The following is an 18,401-nucleotide window of genomic DNA, read 5'->3' as shown; positions in this document are numbered from 1 at the left end:
TCGTCGACAACCCCGCATGCTCGACGTCCCTTTGCCTCAACAATGTGGGCAGAAACGCCGCGGCGCCGCTGTGCCACATTGTTGAGGCACCGCTGGTCAGCGACCCATTCGTACCTCGGATCGAATGGCAAAGGACACTTGTCCTGTGCCATCGGACCTGAGGCTTTGTCCAGCATCCGAGGCAAGTGAGACTCTGCACGAGAATTTCAGTGGTTGCGACCTGGGGATTCGTCAGTGCATGTCAGGGGCTCTCGTCACGAGAATGTCAGTGGCCGCGGAGAGAGTCCCGCCGGGATGTCAGTGCGGTGAGCTGGGGTTTCCATCGGTGGCAGGAGCCAGCACCCTTCGCCCGCTGCGCGGACATCGACGCTGGAGGCCCGGGACGTACGCCGTGATGGATGTGCCGCCGACCCATTGCTCGACATAAATACTATGTGAAGTAGTATTTGGGCCGGACGACAACACCGAAGGTCCACACGTCCCCGGATCGCAGGGTCGATTGCGTTCCGCGACCCTGCGTGTGCAGGGCGATGTGGGCCGTGACAGGAAGACGACGCCGTGATCACGACGCACCTCGAGCCGCCGACACGACAGCGCAGTGCCCCCTCGGGATCGACCGGCGGACGGGACCGTCGGTGAGAACGGGGCAGCACACGGAGTCGGCTGCCGGCCTCGTGTGCGCAGCCACGTCCGCGGACCGGCCAGCCGATGCGTTGCGCGGCGGCCGGGTTCGGGTGAGGCCGCCGGTACAGCGAGCGCCTCGTCGACGATCGTGGCAGGTGCTGGTGCTGGCTCTTGTGGCGGTACTGGGGGTCGGCGCCTGCGGCACCGGCACCGACGCCGTCGCCCAGGGCGGCACCTTCGACTTCGTCGCTCCCGGCGGCCAGACCGACATCTTCTACGATCCGCCGGCCGAGCGCGGACAACTGGGGGCGCTGGCCGGCCCGGATCTGATGACCGACGGGGCCACGGTCGACCTGGCCGACTACGCCGGACAGGTGGTCGTGCTCAACCTGTGGGGTCAGTGGTGCGCCCCGTGCCGCAGCGAGGCCGACGACCTCGAACGCGCCTACGAGGCCACTCGGGCGCTGGGGGTGCAGTTTCTCGGCATCAACGTCCGCGACCCCCAGCGCGACAAGGCCCAAGACTTCGTCATCGACAACAATGTCTCCTACCCGTCGATCTACGACCCCCCGATGCGCACCCTGACCGCCCTCGGTGGCGCCTTTCCCACCAGCGTCATCCCGTCCACACTCGTCCTCGACCGGCGGCACCGCGTCGCGGCGGTGTTTCTGCGGGCTCTGCTGACCGAGGATTTGCAACCGGTCGTCGAACGAGTGGCGGCCGAACAGTGACGGTGACCGTGCTCGCGCAAGGAGTCGGCTCGAGTTTCCAGACGGCAGCCGCGACCGGGCCGCTGCTCTTGGCGGTGGGCGCCTGTTTACTGGCCGGACTGATCTCCTTCGCCTCCCCGTGTGTGGTGCCCTTGGTGCCGGGCTACCTGTCATATCTGGCCGGCGTCTCCGGTGCCGACGCTCCACCGCTCACCGCCGAGGTACGCACCGCCGGGGTACACGCTCCAGGACGGTGGCGGGTCACCGGAGCCGCGGCATTGTTCGTCGCAGGATTCACCGTGGTGTTCGTGCTGGCCACGGTCTCGGTGTTCGGGGTGATCGGGGCGTTGCGGCTCAATCAGGAGCTGCTCCAACGCCTCGGCGGAGTGGTCACCATCGTCATGGCCCTGGCGTTTCTCGGGCTGATCCCGGTCTTGCAGAAGGACACCCGCTTCGCGCCCCGGCGCATCTCCTCCCTCGCCGGCGCCCCGCTGTTGGGCGGGGTGTTCGCGCTGGGATGGACCCCGTGCCTGGGACCGACGCTGGCCGGGGTGCTGTCCGTGGCCGCGGGTACCGAAGGCACCACCGCCGCCCGCGGGGTGGTGCTGATCGTCGCCTATTGCCTCGGGTTGGGCCTGCCGTTCGTGGCCCTGGCCTTCGGATCCACCTCGGCCCTGCGCGGAGTCGGGTGGCTGCGCCGACACTCCCGTCACATCCAGATCGTCGGCGGCGTGCTGCTCCTGGCAGTGGGAACCGCGCTGGTGACCGGAGTCTGGGAGGTCTTCATCGCGTGGATCCGCGACGAGTTCGTCACCGGGACGGTGCTGCCGATATGACCGTCACCGACCGCGCTCCGGCCTCGAAGCCATCACCGCCGCCGGAACCATCACCGCTGCGCCGAGCTGTCGCCACTGCACGCAACCTGTGGCGTCAGCTCACTTCGATGCGCACCGCCCTGGTGCTACTGTTCCTGCTCGCCCTGGCTGCGGTCCCCGGGGCGCTGCTGCCGCAACGCAGCCTCAACGCCGGCAAGGTCGACGAGTACATCGCCGCCCGGCCGATTCTCGGCCCGATCTTCGATCGGCTCGAGTTGTTCGACGTGTTCGCCAGCTTCTGGTTCACCGCCGTCTATGTGCTGTTGATGGTCTCGCTCGTGGGCTGTCTGATTCCCCGGCTGCGTGAGCATCTGCGCGCTGTGCGCAGCGCCCCGGTGCCGGTCCCGCGCAATCTCTCGCGCCTGCCGCACCATCATCAGGGGTTGCTTCCCGAGCCCACCGACCAGGCCCTCGACCGAGTCCTCGACCTGCTGCGAGGCTGGCGTCTGACCACCCGGACCGAGCCCGGCCCGGTACAGGCGGTGTCCGCGGAAAAGGGGTATCTGCGCGAAGCCGGCAACCTGGTCTTCCACTTCTCACTGGTCGGGCTGCTGGTGGCGGTGGCCACCGGTCGGCTGTTCGGCTACGAGGGGTCGGTGATCGTCATCGCCGACGGCGGGCCGGGATTGTGCAACACCTCCCCGGCGGTGTACGACTCGTTCCGCGCCGGAGCCGCCACCGACGGCACCGGACTCGAGCCGTTCTGCCTCAAGGTCGAGGATTTTTCTGCCGACTACCTCGACAACGGGCAAGCCGAAATGTTTACCTCCACGCTGTCCTACCAGACCGGCACGGACATCGGCACCGACCGCTGGCAGCGGTACCAAGTGCGGGTCAACGAGCCGCTGCGTCTGGGCGACGAACGGGTGTATCTCACCGGTCACGGTTACGCCCCCCGGTTCACCGTGACCTTCCCCGACGGGCAACAACGCACCGAGACACTGCAGTTCGCCCCCGAGGATGCCACCACGTTCCTCAGCAGCGGGGCCATGCGGTTCGATCCGCCCGGCGGCACCTATCCGGATCCGGACGAGCGTCGCCGCAACCAGATCGCAATCGAAGGATTGTTCGCTCCCACGGCAGCCTTCAACGGCACCTTGCTCACTTCGGTGTTCCCTGACCTGCGCGATCCGGCGGTGGCCGTCGACATCTACAAAGGCGATACCGGGCTCGACACCGGCATTCCCCAGTCGATCTTTTCGCTCAATGCCGAGATGATCAACCAAGGCCGACTGGTCAAACAGGCCCGGGTCAACCTGCGACCCGGAGAACACACCACCCTCGCCGACGGCACCGCCGTCCGGTTCGACGGCGCCGAGGAATTCGCCTATCTGCAGGTCTCCCACGACCCTGCCCAAAACTGGGTGCTGGTGTTCGCGATCACCATGATGGGCGGGTTGGTGGCCTCACTGGTGATCAAACGCCGCCGGATCTGGGTGCGGCTGCGCCCTGCCGGGGGCGGTACCGCCGTCGAACTCGGCGGTCTGGCCCGCACCGACCACGCCGGCTGGGGGCCGGAGTTCACCGACATCTGCCGACGCCTGGACCCCGGGGCATCGCCTGCTGCGAAAGAGGACCGCTAGAGCCATGCCGATCGACGACACCTTCGCTCGCTACTCCGACCTGAGCTTCGAGGCCGCCTTCGCCGTCTACCTGTTGGCCCTGGTGCTGTTCGTCGCCGAATTCGCCGCGGTCCGCACCCGCCGTGCCGACCCCGCCCTCGCCCCCATCGCAGCTGTCCCCCCGGCAGCCACCGGGCCCGGCCGGGTGAGCGCGCCGACCGGGCGTGAGCTAGCGGACCGGCTCGGCCGGATGGGCATCAGCGTGCTCGTGGTCGCCTGGGTCCTGCACGTGGGGTCGATGGTGCTGCGCGGGCTGGCCACCGCCCGCTTCCCCTGGGGCAACATGTACGAGTTCGTCACCGTCACCTGCGCGATCGGGGTGCTGGCCGGTCTGATCGTGCTGCGCCGCCCGGCGCTGCGGGTGGTGTGGATGTTCGCGCTGCTCCCGGTGCTGGTGCTGCTGTTCGTCGCCGGCACCGTGCTCTACGCCGACGCCGCCCCGGTGGTGCCGGCGTTGCAGTCGTTCTGGCTCCCGATCCATGTGTCGGTGGTCTCCGTCTCGAGCGGGGTGTTTCTCGTCGCCGGGGTGGCCAGCGCCTTGTTCCTGGTGGCGGTGCGGGCCGAGCAGCACCCGACACCCCGGCTCACCCGGGTGATGCGGCGCCTGCCCGACGCCCGCGCCCTCGATCGCCTCGCGTACCGCACGACGATCTTCGCCTTCCCGTTGTTCGGCGCTGGCGTCGTTCTGGGGGCGATCTGGGCCGAAGCCGCCTGGGGCCGGTTCTGGGGCTGGGACCCGAAAGAGACCGTCTCGTTCATCGCCTGGGTGATCTACGCCGCGTACCTGCACGCCCGCGCCACCGCCGGCTGGCGCGAGACCCGCGCCGCGTGGATCAACATCGCCGGTTTCGTGGCGATGCTGTTCAACCTGTTCATCATCAACATGGTGGTCTCGGGACTGCACTCCTACGCCGGCCTGAACTGATCCGCAGGACCCCGCGGGCCGGGCACGCTGTGCCGACCCTGCGGGCCTGTCGGAGAACAGCTGTCGAGGAGCGCCGGATGGACGTGGATGCGCCGTCCGTCCCTGCGCGGTGGCGCCGCGGGCCCGGGCCTGGCGGCGCTGGGGGCGCGCCGCGTCCAGTGGGGTGGGCGTTGTGTGCCGGCTTTCCACCAGACACCGGTGGTGGCTGGCGCCGGGCGCGATCGCGCTGCTCACCGCTGCGGTGACGGTGGGTCGGCTTCGGCTACGGCTATCGCGTCGGCCTGGGTTTTTCCTGCCGTTGCTGCCCGTCGGTCACTGTCTACGTCGAGGCGGTTGCCGTCGGTGTCTTCGGGACGCTCGCCGCGATGCTCAGCCGCCGCTGGCGGGCCCGGATGCCGTTCGGCGCCTTCCCGTAGGCCGACTCGACTCGGGCCGGTGGACGGTCCACACGAGCCAGAGTCGACGACACCGGCGGTGACCGTGGCCGCGGTGCCGGGCAACGTGCCCACCCACAACGCCGCCTTCGGGCGCATCGAGATGACCGGCAGTTGCCGTGGCCCCGGGTTCGTGCCCTCGAACACGGGCCGCGCCGCGGTGGTTGCGGCCGGCAGCGGCGTCAGTGCTGTGAGCGCCGCCGACGGCACCGTCACCGACCGCAGTGCGATGTTCCCTGTCCCCACCCTCGTCGCGGACCTGCCGCTGAATACGGAACCGACTTGGACGACCCGGCTCGGCGCCGGTCCCGAGGCGCTCGCCGCCGCGGCCACGGTGGCACCGTTTCGGCCACCACGGCATGGTCACGGCGACCTCTAAATACTAAGCAGGGTAGTTTTTATTCGCCCGTTCGTATATCGTTTCGTTATCTCCACTGATCCGGGTGGCCCGGGTCAACCGCGAAACAGCATGTCAGGAGCAAGGACGTGGCACGACACCGCAGCGCATCTTCCCGAAGGGATCGGCAGGACCGTGATGCCGGCGTGATCTTTCGGGTGGCACCGACGGGCCGCGGCGGCGCTCGGCATCGGGCGGAGCCGACAGGGACCGGCCGTCCCGCGATGTGGGCGTCGGCGGTAGCCACCGGCGCCCTGATGACCGCCGGAGCGCAGATCGCGGCCCCCGGGGTGGCGGCGGCCCAGCCTGCCGTCGCTCCCGTGCCCGTAGCCCTGCCACCGGAGATCGCCGCGCTGGCGGACCTGCCCGAGGTCGGCGCGGCGCTCGACCAGCTCGCTGCGGTACCGGGTCTGCCCGAGGGGCTGCCCTCCGCTCTTGCCGCCCCGCCGGCGGCTCCGCCGACCGTCGGCGTACCGACCGAAACTGCTATCTCGGCCGTACCGGCGACGCCGGCCGTTCCCGCCTCGGTCGCGACGTCGTCCCCGCTGGCGGTCGCCCCGGTCTCGGGCACCTTGACCTCGTCCTTCGGTCCCCGTTGGGGCGCCACCCACGCCGGCCTGGACATCGCCAACAGCATCGGCACCCCGGTCTATGCCGCCTCGACCGGCACGGTGATCGATTCCGGCCCGGCCTCCGGGTTCGGCCTGTGGGTGCAGATCCGGCACGACGACGGGTCCACCAGCACCTACGGGCACATCAACGAAACGCTGGTCACCGTCGGGCAGCGGGTCCAGGCCGGTGAGCAGATCGCCACCGTCGGCAACCGGGGCCAATCCACCGGCCCCCACCTGCACTTCGAAACCACGAACCCCTCCGGAGCTAAGGTGGACCCGAGCGAGTGGCTCGCCCAGCGCGGCGTCCCGCAGACCGCCCTCGCGAAGGCCTGATCGGAACCGGACGCACCCCCGCCGCCATCCCCCATCCGCGTCCTTCACGGGCGAGGTGGGAGCACGTTCTCATCAAAAACTAAGATTCGTAGTATTTACTGGGGCGGGAAGTGACCGCGGCGCATCGCGGCGACAGCGTCACAGAACCGGTGTCGGTGAGGAAGGCGGGTCCGTGGTGGGCGGTACAGGTAGGGCACCCCGAAGCAAGCAGTCGCGGGGAAAGCCCCGACCGGTCACCCTGTCCGGTGCGCGGCACATGCCGTGGCCGATGATCGGCGCCGGCGTGGTGGTCGTGGCCTTGATCGGGTTGATCGCCTACAACCTGGCACCGAGAATCGCCGAACGGGCCGAGACACAGAAGTACGTCCCGAACGCGGACAACCCCGACCCGTCCACCGCGATCGCTGGGATGGAGAAGGCCGACTACCCGGCCGGCACGCACGTGCAGGCCCCGCAGCGGGTGGCCTACGACCGGACTCCGCCGATGGGAGGCCCGCACGACCAGTACTGGGCCACCTGCACCGGCACGGTCTATCCCGCGCCGATCCGCACCGAAAACGCGGTGCACTCGCTCGAACACGGCGCGGTGTGGATCACCTACGATCCCGACAGGGTGGCCGGAGACGAGGTGGCCACGCTGACCGCGCGGGTCGACGGCCAGCCCTACATGCTGCTCTCGCCGTATCCGGGTCTGTCCTCGCCGCTCTCGGTGCAGTCGTGGGGCCACCGGCTTGCCCTCGACGACGTCGAGGACGACCGGCTCGGTCAGTTCGTCGCCGCGCTGCGCCGCAATCCCAACACCCATCCGGAAGCGGGGGCGACGTGTTCGACCGTGCCGGGCGGGTTCGATCCGAGCGCCCCGCCGCCGTTCGACCCCTCGCCGCCGGGGCCGGATGCGGTGCCGATGACCGCCGATCCGCAGTCCGCGCCCGCCGCGCCGATGCCCACCGCACCCCGGTGATGGTTGAGCGCGATCTCGGTGCCGAGCCGGCCGTCGAGCCGGCTTCCGACGGACGCCGCCCCCGGCGGGTCCCGACGGTGGTGGCGGTGCTGGCACTGCTCGGGGGGCTGGTGCTGGGCATCGGCGGCACCCTGCTGGTCGCGGGCCCACCGGCCCCGCCCGGCGAGGGCTCGATCGACGTGGGCTTCGCCCAGGACATGTCGATCCATCACAGCCAGGCCGTGGAGATGTCGGCGATGGCGTTGACCAACTCCACCGATCCGGCGGTGCGCACCCTGGCCTACGACGTGATCACCACCCAGCAGAGTCAGCTCGGCACCATGCAGGGTTGGCTGACACTGTGGAACCGGTCGCAGCTGCCCACCGGGGAGCCGATGCGCTGGATGCGCGGCGCCACCGGCGCACCCGAGTCGATGCCGGGGATGGACGGGCACGCCACGATGTCCGTGGCACCGACGCCGACCGGGTCCCGGATGCCCGGCATGGCCACCACCGCCGAACTCGGCACCCTGCGCCGCACCACCGGTCCGACCTTCGACACGCTGTACCTGCAGTTGCTGCTGCGCCATCACCAGGGCGGTCTGCCGATGGCCCGTTACGCCGGGGCCGCCGCCGCCGAGGCGGCGGTGGCCGCGCTGGCGCAGCAGATCACCGAGACCCAGGAAGCCGAGGCGGCAACCATGACGCAACTGCTGACCGCCCGGGGCGCTGCGCCCCTGCCGATGAACTGACCCTGCCCCTGCGGTGCGAGCGGTGACGCACCGACGGTACCGGACGAGGCGGGCCCGTGAGCTGGACGGAGCCGTCGATGATGCAACTGACCCGACTGGTCGTGGTCTATACCCTCGCCCGCCTGGCCGTCGTCGCCGCGTGTGCCGGCGCCGCCGTTCTGGGTGTGCGCCTGTTCGGCCTCACGGTCTCACAGACCGGGGCGTGGATCGTGGGTCTGCTCGCCGGAATGGCGGTGGCGATGGTGGCGCTGCGCGGGCTGCGTCGCCGGGTCCACGACGAGATCGTCGCGGTCGACACCCGGCGCGGGCATCGGCCCCACCGACGGTGACGCGGGTGGGCGTCCGTGCGTCAGGCCCGCACCGTCAGATAGATCAGCACCAAGTTCAGGGCGGTGATGGTTGCGGCGATCGCCCAGGCCAGCGCGGTGGTGACGCGATGGTTGGCGTCGGCGCCCATCAGCGCCCGATCGCTGGTCAGCCGCACCAGCGGGATCAACGCGAACGGAATCCCGAACGAGAGCACCACCTGCGAGAGCACCAGCGCCCGGCTCGGATCGGTGCCGAGCGCGACCACCGCCAGCGCCGGCACCAGGGTGATCAGCCGCCGCGCCAGCAGCGGGATCCGGCGCCGCAACAGACCGTCCATGATCAGCGCCCCGGCGTAGGCGCCGACCGAGGTGGAGGCGAACCCGGAGGCCAACAACCCCCAGCGCGAACAGCAACGCCACCGTCGGGCCCAGTTCCTGGCCCACTGCCGTATGCGCCCCGTCGATCGAATCGACTCCGTCCCGACCCTGCAGGGTGGTCGCCGCCATGAGCAACATGGCCAGATTCACCGTACCCGCCACCACCATGGCCAGCCCGACATCCCAGCGGGTGACCTTGAGCAACAGCGTGCGCCGGGGGCCGGGTTGAGGATGGCCGTGCCGATCCCGGGCCAATCCCGAGTGCAGATACACCGCATGCGGCATCACCATCGCGCCGAGCATCGCCGCGGCCAGCAGGATCGACTCGGCCCCGTCGAAACGCGGCACCAGCCCGTCGGCCACCGCCTGGCCCGGTGGGGGGGCGACGACGACGCTGGTGACGAAACCGAACGCGATCACCAGCAGCAGGCCGGTGATCACTCGCTCGAAACTGCGCTGGCCGCGGGTGTCCTGCACCAGCAGCAGGACCAGCGACACCGCACCGGTGAGCACCGCCCCGGTCAGCAGCGGCAGACCGAACAACAGGTTGAGCGCGATTGCGCCGCCGATCACCTCGGCCAGGTCGGTGGCCATCGCCACCAGCTCCGCCTGTCCCCAGTACGCCAACCGCCCCGCGCGGGGCATCCGCTCGCGCAGGGCCTCGGGCAGCGACATGCCGGTGACCAGCCCGAGCTTGGCCGACAGGTACTGCACCAGGGCAGCCATGGCGTTGGCCGCGACGACCACCCACACCAGCAGATACCCGAACTGGGCGCCGGCACTGACGTTGGAGGCCACGTTGCCCGGATCGACGTAGGCGATCGAGGCGACGAACGCCGGTCCCAACAGCGTCCAGCGGCGCCACCGGGCCGTGCGCTCCCCCGCGTACTGGATCAGCACCCTCGGCCTCCTCGATCGGATGTCCTGAATTAAAATTCAGGTGAGCCGAAAACTCAAGTGGCGTGCCTCCGGCCGGGTCGACCGGAGCGGGCTCAGCGCGGCAGGGAACGCAGATAGGTGTTGTAGTCGGCCAGGTCCTGCTCCGCCTGCACCGCGCCGTGGCGCTCGCGCACCGCCGCGGTGCGCCGCTCGTGCCGGTACCAGCGGCTCGCGAAGAGCACCACCACCGCCAGCGCGATCGGCTCGCCGTAGGACCAAGCCAGCGCCCCGGCCCACTGCTGATCGGCGAGCGGATCGATCCCCCAGCCCGGCGGCGGGGCGGCGAAGGTGGCCACCATCGGCACCGAGGCCATCATCAAGATCACTCCGAAGAACACGTGCAGCGGCATCTCGACGAACAGGTCGAAGAACCGCCCGAGGTAGCCGGGCCGGCCCGGCAGCGGACCGACCGAGAGGATCGGCACGATGAACAGCAGCCCGGTGAGTAGAAAGAACACCTCGAGGCCGGTGTGGCCGAGCCAGGTGCCGGCGACGGCGTCGAACACCGGGGACAGATAGATCCCGTAGTAGCTCGCCAGGAACAGCGGGATCGTCACCGCCGGACTGAGCAACCACCGGGCGCCGCGGCTGCGCAGTGCCGCCAACGCCGCGGCCGAGATCATCCGGGCGGGTCCGTGGTGGGAGGTGGTGCGCAGCAGCAGCAGGCCCGGGGCGCCGAGCACCAACAACGGCGGCACCGCCATCGACAGGGTCAGATGCTGGAACATCCACACGCTGAACAGTACGAACCCGTACCGTTCCAGCCCCAGGCCGGTGGTGGCGCCCAGAAGGGCACACCCGGTCAGGAACGCGACCGTGCGCACCGCCGGCCAGCTGCGCCCGCACCGGTGCAGCCGCCACCGCGCCCAGCAGTACCAGGCGGCCAGCACCGCCGCGGTGAGCGGCAGCACCGGCAGCGGTGGCGGATCCCACGCCAACAGCGCCCCCAGCGACGGCGGCGCCGTCGGCAGCGGCATCCAGTCACCCATCACCGACCGCCCGGTACGCGGCGCGCGCCCGCTCAGCCCTTGCGGAAGGCACGCAGCGCCACCCAGGTCAGGCCCGCGACGGCCAGCACACCCAGCACGCCGCCGAGCAGGGGCCACAGGATCGACGAGCCTGGCTGCGCGTCGCCGACCGCGGCCGCCGGCGTCTCGCCGGCTGCGGCCTCGGACGGTGTCGGCGACGTCGCCACCGACGGGGCCGAGGCGGCCGCCGCCCCCGCCGCGGCGGTGACGGTGAACGTGTACGAGCCGGTGATGGGATGGCCGTCGGCGGAGACGACCCGGTAGCCCACGGTGTACTCACCGGGGGGCAGTGGTTCCGGGACCGCCAGCTGCACCCGGTCCCCGGCGACGTCGACCTGGGAGCCGCCGCGCTGCGTGCCGTCCCCGTCGGTGACGGTCACCGTGGCGAACGAGGCGTTGATCGGCTGATTGAACTGCAACTCGATCCGGTCCGGGGGGGCCGCGAGGGCCGCCTCGGCCGCCGGGGTCGAACCGATCAGGGCGCTGTGGGCCTGGGCGGGGCCGGCCCCGAACAACAGCACCGACACGACGGCGGCCACGACCGCGACGAGATTCTTCACAAGCACATTCCTCCTCGGCGCCCTGCCTGGCCGGCTGCGGGGTGGGGGTGTGGGTTGTCGGCGGGCGCGCCGGTGGGCGCTGCCCGGCGCCCACCCTACCCCATCTACTATGTGACGTAGTTTTACGGTTGGTCGGTGCTGGTGCCGGCCCGCCCAGGATGACTCGGGACGGACGAAGGCATGAAACTGACAACCAATGTGAAGGTCGGCGTCGCCTTGGTAGCGCTGTTCGTGGTGCTGCTGACGGTGCTGCTCTACACCAACCGCAGCCCCGCCGCCGAACAGGGCGGCGCCGGGGCCTCCGCGACGCCGGTGTGGACCGAGGAGATCCGTACCTTGACCACCGCCGCCGACGACAAGGTCCAACTGGTCGAATTCCTGGACTTCGAATGCGAGTCCTGCCGGGCGCTGTACCCGGTGATCGAACGCGTCCGCGCCGAGTACGCCGGGCGGATCGACCTCGGCCTGCGCTACTTCCCCATTCCCAGCCACACCAACAGCCATCTCGCCGCCCGCGTGGTCGAGGCCGCGGCCCGCCAAGGCCGGCTCGAACCGATGTACCGGCGCATGTACGACACCCAGGCCCAGTGGGGCGAATCGAGCCGGTCCCAGGAAGCGGTGTTCCGGCAGTTCGCCCAGGAGCTGGAGCTGGACATGGCTCGGTTCGATCGCGATGTCAACGATCCGGCCGTGGCCGCCCGCGTCGACCGGGATTTCGACGCCGGTCTGGCCCTGGGTGTGCAGGGCACCCCGACGCTGTTCCTCAACGGCGTCGAGCTGCCGGCGATGCCCAGCTACGAGGAGCTGCGCGCCCGTATCGACGCAGCACTCGCGCAGTGAGCCCGACGCCCGCACCGAGCCCGTCGTGGCACGGGGTCGACCCGGCGCCGGACGGCCCGGCGGCAGGGCGCAATCGCCTCGCCTGGCTTCTGACCGTCTGCGGTGGGCTCGGGTTGGCGGCGTCGCTGGTGCTGACGGTGGAAAAGGTGGCCCTGCTCGCCGACCCGTCCTACCGGCCCTCGTGCAGCATCAACCCGGTCATCAGCTGCGGGTCGATCATGGCGTCCTGGCAGGCGGAGCTGTTCGGCTTCCCCAATCCGCTGCTCGGGATCGCCGGGTTCTCGGTGGTAGTGACCACCGGCGTGGTGCTGCTGGCCGGGGCCGTGCCGACGGGATGGTACTGGAGCGCACTGTTCACCGGACTGACCGCCGCGGTGACGTTCGTGCACTGGCTGATCTTCCAGAGCCTGTACCGGATCGGGGCGCTGTGCCCCTACTGCATGCTGGTGTGGCTGGTGACCGTGCTCGCCTGGTGGTACTGCCTGCTGCAGCGGGAAACGGCGGATCCGACCCGACCGGGACGATGGCGGCCGCTGCTGCGCCGTCACCACGCGGTGGTTCCCACCGTGTGGGTGCTCACCGTGCTTGCCTTGATCACCGAGGCGTTCTGGCCCTACTGGCGGACCCTGCCCTGACCCTGGGGGCCGCTGGGGCCGGCTCGTGTCCGCGCCCCTCGTCCGCGCGCACGAGCCGGCCGAGTGCCGCCTAGCGGTCTGCGGGCGGATCTGGTTCCTGCGCGTCGCGGCGAGGCGGGTCGAGCCGGTAGTGGAACTGCTCGGGCAAATGTGTCTCGGCGTCGCGGCGGGCGGCCTCGGCCTCGAGCATCGTCGACGTGCGGGCCCAGACCACCTTGAGCCAGTGGAAGGCGAGCATCAGGACCGCCGCCCAGCCCAGGAACAGTCCGGCGCCCGGCCCGGCGCCCCCGGCGGCCGGATCGAGGGTCTGCCGTGACCACACCGCCAGCACCGCGAACACCACCGCCAGGGTGCATCCCGCGGACGCCGCCAACGCCAGCACCCACCGTCGGGTCACCAGCGCCAGCATCGACACCCCGATTCCGAACACCGCGGCCAGGGTCAGGAAGATCCGCGAGGGCAGGGTGATCGTCTCGGCCACCGCCTGCTCGGAGCCGGCCAGCATCTGCCAGCCGTTGGCGCCGCCGCTGTGCGGCAGGGCGAACGAGACGGTCAGCACCACCACGGCTGCGGCGACCACCACCGCCCGCATCCCCGGATCGATCTCGGCGGCCGCCTGCCGTTCGGCGGCCGCCAGCTCCTGCCGCCGCTCGGCCGGGTCGGGCTCGGCGGTGGGCTCGTGCGGTGACTCGGTCATCGCGCCTCCTTCATCCGGTTCGGGGCCCGACAGCCCCGGGCAGGGGGCGTCATCGGGGGTCGACGAGCAGCCGGGCCTGCGGTTCGTCCTGCCACACCTGCGAGACGACGGTGCAGTACGACCACGCCGTGGTCGACCAGCTGTCGAATGCCTCGGCCGTGCCCGCTCCGGCCGCGATCACCCCGGCCGCGGTGAGCACCGTGCGGTTGGCCAGAGCCGCGGCCGGGCTGCCGAGCTCGGCAACAGCCCCGGCGAGCAGCCCGGTCACCTCGAGCACCTCACCCGGTACGGCCGGCGCCGAGCTGGTCGTCAGGGGCGTCGGTGGCCGGCGGTGCAGACCCGCCCGCAGATGCACCTCGATCTGCACGAGGACCTGCTCGAGCGCGCGTACGTGGCGGCGGAGTTTGCCCGGACGGGCGATGTGCGCGCCGGTGACCGGCGCCAGCCGAGACAGCCGCTGCGGATCCGGCAGCCCGGCATGGGTGAGCACGAGCGGGGTCAGATCCCGGATCAGCCAGTCGGTCAGCAGCGCGGTGGCGCGGGGTGTGGCCGGCACGGCGACCGCCGGGGTGTGGGGGTGCATCCTCGTCTTCCTTCGACCGTGGTGACGATCACCGAGTGGACGGATCGGTGCGGGGATCGGGCCCGGACGCGTGCTGCGGCGACGCAGGCAGTTCCTCGACCCGGTGCTGGCCCGGCCCGACATGGGCCTCGGCGCGCAGCCGCGCCACCATGTGCGGGTAGTGCAGCTCGAACGCCGGGCGCTCGGACCGGATCTTCGGTAGCTCGGTGAAGTTGTGCCGCGGCGGCGGGCAGGTCGTCGCCCACTCGAGGGAGTTGCCGTAGCCCCACGGATCGTCCACGGTGACGACCTGCCCGTACCGGTAGCTCTTGAAGATATTCCACACGAACGGCAACACCGAGGCGCCGAGCACGAACGACCCGAGCGTGGAGACGATGTTGAGCGTGGTGAATCCGTCGTCGGGCAGGTAGTCGGCGTAGCGCCGCGGCATGCCCTCGTTACCGAGCCAGTGCTGCACCAGGAACGTGGCGTGGAAGCCGACGAACGTCAGCCAGAAGTGCCACTTGCCGAGACGTTCGTCGAGCATGCGCCCGGTCATCTTCGGGAACCAGAAGTAGATGCCCGCGTAGGTGGCGAACACCACGGTGCCGAAGACCACATAGTGGAAGTGCGCGACCACGAAGTACGAGTCGGTGAGCTGGAAGTCCAGCGGCGGGGACGCCAGGATGACACCGGACAGCCCGCCGAACAGGAAGGTGACCAGAAAGCCGATGGAGAACAGCATCGGCGATTCGAACGTCAGCTGCCCCTTCCACAGGGTGCCGATCCAGTTGAAGATCTTCACGCCGGTGGGCACCGCGATCAGGAACGTCATGAACGAGAAGAACGGCAGCAGCACCGCGCCGGTGGCGTACATGTGGTGCGCCCACACCGCGATCGACAGCGCCGCGATCCCGAGCGTGGCGTAGACCAGTCCGGTGTAGCCGAAGATCGGCTTGCGGGCGAACACCGGCAGGATCTCGGAGATGATGCCGAAGAACGGCAGCGCGATGATGTACACCTCGGGATGGCCGAAGAACCAGAACATGTGCTGCCAGAGCATGGCCCCGCCGCTGCCGGGATCGAAGATGTAGCCGCCGAGCAACCGGTCGTAGAGCAGCCCCAGTAGCGCCGCGGTCAGCAGCGGGAAGGCCAGCAGGACCAGGATCGAGGTGATCAGGATGTTCCAGGTGAAGATCGACATCCGGAACATGGTCATGCCGGGGGCGCGCAGGCACACGATGGTGGTCACGAAGTTGACCGCGCCCAAGATGGTGCCCAGGCCGGAGACGGCCAGGCCCACGATCCACAGGTTCGCGCCCATGCCGGGCGAGTGCAGCTCCGAGTTCAGCGGCGCGTAGGCGGTCCAGCCGAAGTCCGCGGCGCCGCCGGGGGTGAGGAAGCCGCTGACGGCGATGAGCGAGCCGAACAGGTACAGCCAGTAGCTGAAGGCGTTGAGCCGGGGGAAGGCCACGTCCGGGGCGCCGATCTGCAGCGGCAGGATGTAGTTGGCGAAGCCGAAGACCACCGGGGTGGCGTACATCAGCAGCATGATCGTGCCGTGCATGGTGAACAGCTGGTTGTACTGCTCGTTGGACAGGAACTGCATTCCCGGCACCGCGAGCTCGCTGCGCATGATCAGCGCCATCACCCCACCGATCGCGAAGAACGCGAACGAGGTCACCAGGTACAGCAGCCCCAGGACCTTCGGGTCGGTGGTGGTGACCATCTTGTAGACGAAGGCACCCTTGCGGCCCCGCCGCGGTGGCATCGGGCGGGTGGCGACGGGGACGGGTGGGGGAGCGAGAGCGGTCATGTGCTGTCCGATCCGGGTTTCTGCGCGAGCGCACAACGATGAGGCACTCGACAGCCTACCCAAATACTATGAAGAATAGTATTTGGGGGCGGTGCGGGGCCCGCCGCCCCTCAGAGCACGGCCAGGACCAGGCACAACCCGGCCGAGGCGGTGGCGAGGCCGGCCAGCGCGGCCGCCGCGGGCACGGCCATCGACAACGCCGCCGCCGCCGCGTACGACAGTCGCGGACACCGCATCCGCCAGCTGGTGCGCAGCTTGACCAGCCGCAGCGACGTCTCGTTGCTCAGCCCCAACGTCCCGGCCGGTTGCGGCAGCGGGGAGGCCGAGACGGCCGTGAGCGCCGCGCACACCGTGGCGGCGCTGGTGGCGCGGGCGGCATGCTGGTCGGCGGTGAGCTCGACCAGGGTCTTGACCGCCGAGGGGGCCGCGGCGAACAGCGGCACGGCCGGGAACACCGCCGCGAGAATGTCGCAGGCGCTGACGAGGCGGTGATGGCTGCCGCGCAGGTGGGCCCGCTCGTGGGCGAGCACGGCATCGCGCTCACCGCTGCTCAGGCACTGCGACAGCCCGTCGGTGGCGACCACGAAGCCGGGCCGGCCGGCGACACTGTAGGCCATCGGCATCGGGTGCGCGAGCCACATCACATCGTCCCCCCGGGAGTGGGCGACGATGGAGATCACCTCGCGGTGGTAGTCGAGCAGGCGGGCCTGCGCCCGGGCGTGTCGCCGGCCCAGGATCACCGCCCGGGCCACCAGGGCGCTCAACGCCAACGCCCCGGCCCCGGCGAGGACTTCGGTGATCCACGGTTGGATGGCGTGCGAGACCGCGGACAGGCACCGCACCAGGGCCTCGACCGCGGACTCGGCCGGGGCATGATCGGGCCAGATCAAGATGATCACCGCCGAGACCCCGAAGAACAGCGCCCCGGCCAGGCTGCCCAGCCACGCCGCCAGCACCATCCCCGGCGGCAGCGAGGTCGCAGCCACGCGGCGCAGCATCGGCGGCGCGGCCACCGCGATCAGGGCGGCGCCGAGGAGCAGGACCAGAGCCAAGGTCATTGCTCGGGGGCCCGGCTGGTCCAGCCCCGGCGCAGGGCGTCGTACTCGCGGTCGGTCACCGTCTTGGCGAAGTGCAGCAGCACGGCACTGGGATCGGCACTGCTGTCCAGCAGCGCCCGCAGGGCCTGGGAGGTGGCTTCCTCCCGGCTGCGCGAGGGCGAATAGAAGTAGGCGCGGCTGCGCTTCTCCCGCTGCACCCAGCCCTTCTCGTACAAGTGGGTGACCACGGTCAAGATGGTGGTGTAGGCGAATTCCTTGCGAGCACGCAACCGCTCGACCAGATCGTGCACCGACTGCGGCTCGTCGGTCGACCACAGCTCGGTCATCACCTCGGCCTCGAGACCCCCCAATCCGTACATGACTCCCCTCGCGGACACTCGCCGATCATCGATGAACCTACGCACGCGCATCCGGGACGACCGGAACTCCGCGTGCGTTCAACCATGCCATGGGATCGGCCTTGCGACCGTCCGACGCCCACACCTCGTAGTGCAGATGCGGCCCGGTCGACTGGCCCCGATTGCCGACGGTGGCGATCTGCTCCCCGGCGCGCACCCGCTGACCCGCCGACACCAGCGCCTGGTCGATATGGCCGAACACCCCGATGGTGCCGTCGTCCTGCAGGATACGCACCCACAAGCCGAACCCCGAGGCCGGACCGGCCTCGAGTACCGTGCCGTCGGTGACCGAGACGATGGGGGTGCCGATCGTGTTGGCGATGTCGAGACCGTAGTGGGTCGTGCCCCACCGCGGCCCGAAGTTCGACGTCAACGTGCCGCTGACGGGCATCAGCGTCTTCGGGCGCCGTGCCTCGGCCTCGCGCGCCGCCCGGCGCTCCTCCCGCACCCGGGCCCGTTCGAGCTGGTCGGCGAAATCCGCCAGCGTCGGCACCTGCGAAACCTGCAACACCTGCGGGGCCTGCGACGGCGCGGCCGCCGTCGACTCGTCGGGATCGGCCTGTCGCCGGTCGAGGGTGTGCTCGTCGGTGGCGGCGTGAGCGCTCGAGGTCGCCGCGGTCAACAACGCTCCGGCCGCCACCGACACCGCCAGCACTCGTCCGCCGGCCCCGCCCCCGGGCCGGCGGTGGGCCCCCCGCACCGGTCGCCGGGTCGCTGCGAGCGGCCCCCGCGGTGGCGTCTGGCCGACCTGCGCCGTGTGTGCGGGACGGTCGGTCAGCGGCGCCGGCACCGCCGCGGCCTCGTGGTCCGCATCCGGGCCCCGGCCCGGCGCGTCGACGGGAAGCGGCCCCGAGGAGGCCTGATCCACGGCACGCGGTACGGCCGGGAAGGCGAGGTCGGGCTCGGGTCTGCGGTGTCGGGCCAAGATCGCATCCTTGTGAAGGAACCCGCTCGCT

At 70.4% G+C, this 18,401-nt stretch carries 19 protein-coding genes and 1 pseudogene; 11 read left to right on the top strand and 9 right to left on the bottom strand.

Annotation, left to right across the window (positions count from 1 at the left end):
• The first annotated feature begins 779 nt into the window (after window positions 1-779).
• The 9 genes from ISO16_RS28540 (at window position 780) to ISO16_RS28500 (ending at window position 8,555) form a co-directional block, all read left to right on the top strand.
• Window positions 780-1,355 (top strand): TlpA disulfide reductase family protein, encoded by a 576-nt coding sequence (locus ISO16_RS28540; RefSeq protein ID WP_003939272.1) that lies wholly within the window; start codon window positions 780-782, stop codon window positions 1,353-1,355.
• Between the two features lie 2 nt (window positions 1,356-1,357).
• Window positions 1,358-2,170, top strand: a complete 813-nt coding sequence (locus tag ISO16_RS28535) for a cytochrome c biogenesis CcdA family protein (RefSeq protein ID WP_029540263.1) — start codon at window positions 1,358-1,360, stop codon at window positions 2,168-2,170.
• Window positions 2,167-3,792, top strand: coding sequence for a cytochrome c biogenesis protein ResB (resB, locus tag ISO16_RS28530; RefSeq protein WP_029547276.1), 1,626 nt, complete (start codon window positions 2,167-2,169; stop codon window positions 3,790-3,792). The genes ISO16_RS28535 and resB overlap by 4 nt, the downstream gene beginning before the upstream one ends.
• A gap of 4 nt (window positions 3,793-3,796) precedes the next feature.
• The gene (gene ccsB, locus ISO16_RS28525; RefSeq protein WP_003939275.1) at window positions 3,797-4,756 is read left to right on the top strand and encodes a c-type cytochrome biogenesis protein CcsB; all 960 of its coding nucleotides are present in this window, start codon (window positions 3,797-3,799) and stop codon (window positions 4,754-4,756) included.
• A 474-nt stretch (window positions 4,757-5,230) separates the two neighbouring features.
• Window positions 5,231-5,569 carry a polyprenol phosphate mannosyl transferase 2 gene (locus tag ISO16_RS28520; protein WP_010596784.1) on the top strand — a complete coding sequence of 113 codons (339 nt, stop codon included), beginning with the start codon at window positions 5,231-5,233 and terminating at the stop codon, window positions 5,567-5,569.
• A 275-nt stretch (window positions 5,570-5,844) separates the two neighbouring features.
• Window positions 5,845-6,534 (top strand): M23 family metallopeptidase, encoded by a 690-nt coding sequence (locus tag ISO16_RS28515; RefSeq protein WP_230304633.1) that lies wholly within the window; start codon window positions 5,845-5,847, stop codon window positions 6,532-6,534.
• Window positions 6,535-6,790: 256 nt separating this feature from the next.
• On the top strand, window positions 6,791-7,495 hold the full coding sequence (locus ISO16_RS28510) for a DUF3105 domain-containing protein (protein ID WP_072636214.1): 705 nt from the start codon (window positions 6,791-6,793) through the stop codon (window positions 7,493-7,495).
• Entirely contained in the window at window positions 7,495-8,226 is a 732-nt protein-coding gene (locus ISO16_RS28505) for a DUF305 domain-containing protein (RefSeq protein ID WP_010596787.1), read from the top strand. The genes ISO16_RS28510 and ISO16_RS28505 overlap by 1 nt, the downstream gene beginning before the upstream one ends.
• Window positions 8,227-8,303: 77 nt before the next feature.
• Complete coding sequence (locus ISO16_RS28500; RefSeq protein ID WP_231386050.1) at window positions 8,304-8,555, top strand: DUF4229 domain-containing protein; 252 nt, start codon at window positions 8,304-8,306, stop codon at window positions 8,553-8,555.
• A 20-nt stretch (window positions 8,556-8,575) separates the two neighbouring features.
• On the opposite strand, the pseudogene ISO16_RS28495 reads toward ISO16_RS28500, so the two are convergent.
• From ISO16_RS28495 to ISO16_RS28485, 3 genes and pseudogenes are all read right to left on the bottom strand, one after another.
• Window positions 8,576-9,812 (bottom strand): annotated as a pseudogene (locus ISO16_RS28495) (Nramp family divalent metal transporter).
• A 92-nt stretch (window positions 9,813-9,904) separates the two neighbouring features.
• The gene (locus tag ISO16_RS28490; protein ID WP_010596789.1) at window positions 9,905-10,828 is read right to left on the bottom strand and encodes a cytochrome c oxidase assembly protein; all 924 of its coding nucleotides are present in this window, start codon (window positions 10,826-10,828) and stop codon (window positions 9,905-9,907) included.
• A 44-nt stretch (window positions 10,829-10,872) separates the two neighbouring features.
• Window positions 10,873-11,445 (bottom strand): copper resistance CopC family protein, encoded by a 573-nt coding sequence (locus ISO16_RS28485; protein WP_230304632.1) that lies wholly within the window; start codon window positions 11,443-11,445, stop codon window positions 10,873-10,875.
• 174 nt (window positions 11,446-11,619) lie between these two features.
• Between ISO16_RS28485 and ISO16_RS28480 the strand changes: the two genes are divergently transcribed.
• Together ISO16_RS28480 and ISO16_RS28475 are read left to right on the top strand one after the other, a co-directional pair.
• The gene (locus ISO16_RS28480) at window positions 11,620-12,279 is read left to right on the top strand and encodes a DsbA family protein (protein WP_010596791.1); all 660 of its coding nucleotides are present in this window, start codon (window positions 11,620-11,622) and stop codon (window positions 12,277-12,279) included.
• Window positions 12,276-12,914 (top strand): vitamin K epoxide reductase family protein, encoded by a 639-nt coding sequence (locus tag ISO16_RS28475; protein ID WP_029540267.1) that lies wholly within the window; start codon window positions 12,276-12,278, stop codon window positions 12,912-12,914. The genes ISO16_RS28480 and ISO16_RS28475 overlap by 4 nt, the downstream gene beginning before the upstream one ends.
• 70 nt (window positions 12,915-12,984) lie before the next feature.
• Here ISO16_RS28475 and ISO16_RS28470 read toward each other — a convergent pair whose 3' ends face one another.
• The 6 genes from ISO16_RS28470 to ISO16_RS28445 all read right to left on the bottom strand — a co-directional run bounded on the left by ISO16_RS28470 (window position 12,985) and on the right by ISO16_RS28445 (window position 18,370).
• Window positions 12,985-13,611: an Rv2732c family membrane protein gene (locus ISO16_RS28470; RefSeq protein ID WP_010596793.1), complete on the bottom strand. Its 627-nt coding sequence runs from the start codon at window positions 13,609-13,611 to the stop codon at window positions 12,985-12,987.
• Window positions 13,612-13,660: 49 nt separating this feature from the next.
• On the bottom strand, window positions 13,661-14,194 hold the full coding sequence (locus tag ISO16_RS28465) for a hypothetical protein (RefSeq protein ID WP_010596794.1): 534 nt from the start codon (window positions 14,192-14,194) through the stop codon (window positions 13,661-13,663).
• Between the two features lie 28 nt (window positions 14,195-14,222).
• Window positions 14,223-15,989: an aa3-type cytochrome oxidase subunit I gene (ctaD, locus tag ISO16_RS28460; protein WP_010596795.1), complete on the bottom strand. Its 1,767-nt coding sequence runs from the start codon at window positions 15,987-15,989 to the stop codon at window positions 14,223-14,225.
• 110 nt (window positions 15,990-16,099) lie between these two features.
• Window positions 16,100-17,047 (bottom strand): M56 family metallopeptidase, encoded by a 948-nt coding sequence (locus ISO16_RS28455; protein ID WP_003939288.1) that lies wholly within the window; start codon window positions 17,045-17,047, stop codon window positions 16,100-16,102.
• On the bottom strand, window positions 17,044-17,406 hold the full coding sequence (locus tag ISO16_RS28450) for a BlaI/MecI/CopY family transcriptional regulator (RefSeq protein WP_010596797.1): 363 nt from the start codon (window positions 17,404-17,406) through the stop codon (window positions 17,044-17,046). The genes ISO16_RS28455 and ISO16_RS28450 overlap by 4 nt, the downstream gene beginning before the upstream one ends.
• 37 nt (window positions 17,407-17,443) lie before the next feature.
• Complete coding sequence (locus ISO16_RS28445) at window positions 17,444-18,370, bottom strand: M23 family metallopeptidase (protein WP_010596798.1); 927 nt, start codon at window positions 18,368-18,370, stop codon at window positions 17,444-17,446.
• Between the last annotated feature and the right edge of the window lie 31 nt (window positions 18,371-18,401).

This window comes from Rhodococcus sp. M8, from assembly GCF_015654185.1.
Lineage (GTDB): Bacteria > Actinomycetota > Actinomycetes > Mycobacteriales > Mycobacteriaceae > Rhodococcus > Rhodococcus aetherivorans.
This window is presented reverse-complemented; position numbering and strand designations above follow the sequence as displayed.

What these genes read in the sequence shown, in the direction of transcription:
- ISO16_RS28455 (WP_003939288.1), bottom strand. Translation starts at nt 17,047, where the DNA reads ATGACCTTGGCTCTGGTCCTGCTCCTCGGCGCCGCCCTGATCGCGGTG.
- ccsB (WP_003939275.1), top strand. Translation starts at nt 3,797, where the DNA reads ATGCCGATCGACGACACCTTCGCTCGCTACTCCGACCTGAGCTTCGAG.
- ISO16_RS28465 (WP_010596794.1), bottom strand. Translation starts at nt 14,194, where the DNA reads ATGCACCCCCACACCCCGGCGGTCGCCGTGCCGGCCACACCCCGCGCC.
- ISO16_RS28505 (WP_010596787.1), top strand. Translation starts at nt 7,495, where the DNA reads ATGGTTGAGCGCGATCTCGGTGCCGAGCCGGCCGTCGAGCCGGCTTCC.
- ISO16_RS28515 (WP_230304633.1), top strand. Translation starts at nt 5,845, where the DNA reads ATGACCGCCGGAGCGCAGATCGCGGCCCCCGGGGTGGCGGCGGCCCAG.
- ISO16_RS28450 (WP_010596797.1), bottom strand. Translation starts at nt 17,406, where the DNA reads ATGTACGGATTGGGGGGTCTCGAGGCCGAGGTGATGACCGAGCTGTGG.
- ISO16_RS28490 (WP_010596789.1), bottom strand. Translation starts at nt 10,828, where the DNA reads ATGCCGCTGCCGACGGCGCCGCCGTCGCTGGGGGCGCTGTTGGCGTGG.
- ISO16_RS28480 (WP_010596791.1), top strand. Translation starts at nt 11,620, where the DNA reads ATGAAACTGACAACCAATGTGAAGGTCGGCGTCGCCTTGGTAGCGCTG.
- ISO16_RS28500 (WP_231386050.1), top strand. Translation starts at nt 8,304, where the DNA reads ATGATGCAACTGACCCGACTGGTCGTGGTCTATACCCTCGCCCGCCTG.
- ISO16_RS28510 (WP_072636214.1), top strand. Translation starts at nt 6,791, where the DNA reads ATGCCGTGGCCGATGATCGGCGCCGGCGTGGTGGTCGTGGCCTTGATC.
- resB (WP_029547276.1), top strand. Translation starts at nt 2,167, where the DNA reads ATGACCGTCACCGACCGCGCTCCGGCCTCGAAGCCATCACCGCCGCCG.
- ISO16_RS28470 (WP_010596793.1), bottom strand. Translation starts at nt 13,611, where the DNA reads ATGACCGAGTCACCGCACGAGCCCACCGCCGAGCCCGACCCGGCCGAG.
- ctaD (WP_010596795.1), bottom strand. Translation starts at nt 15,989, where the DNA reads ATGACCGCTCTCGCTCCCCCACCCGTCCCCGTCGCCACCCGCCCGATG.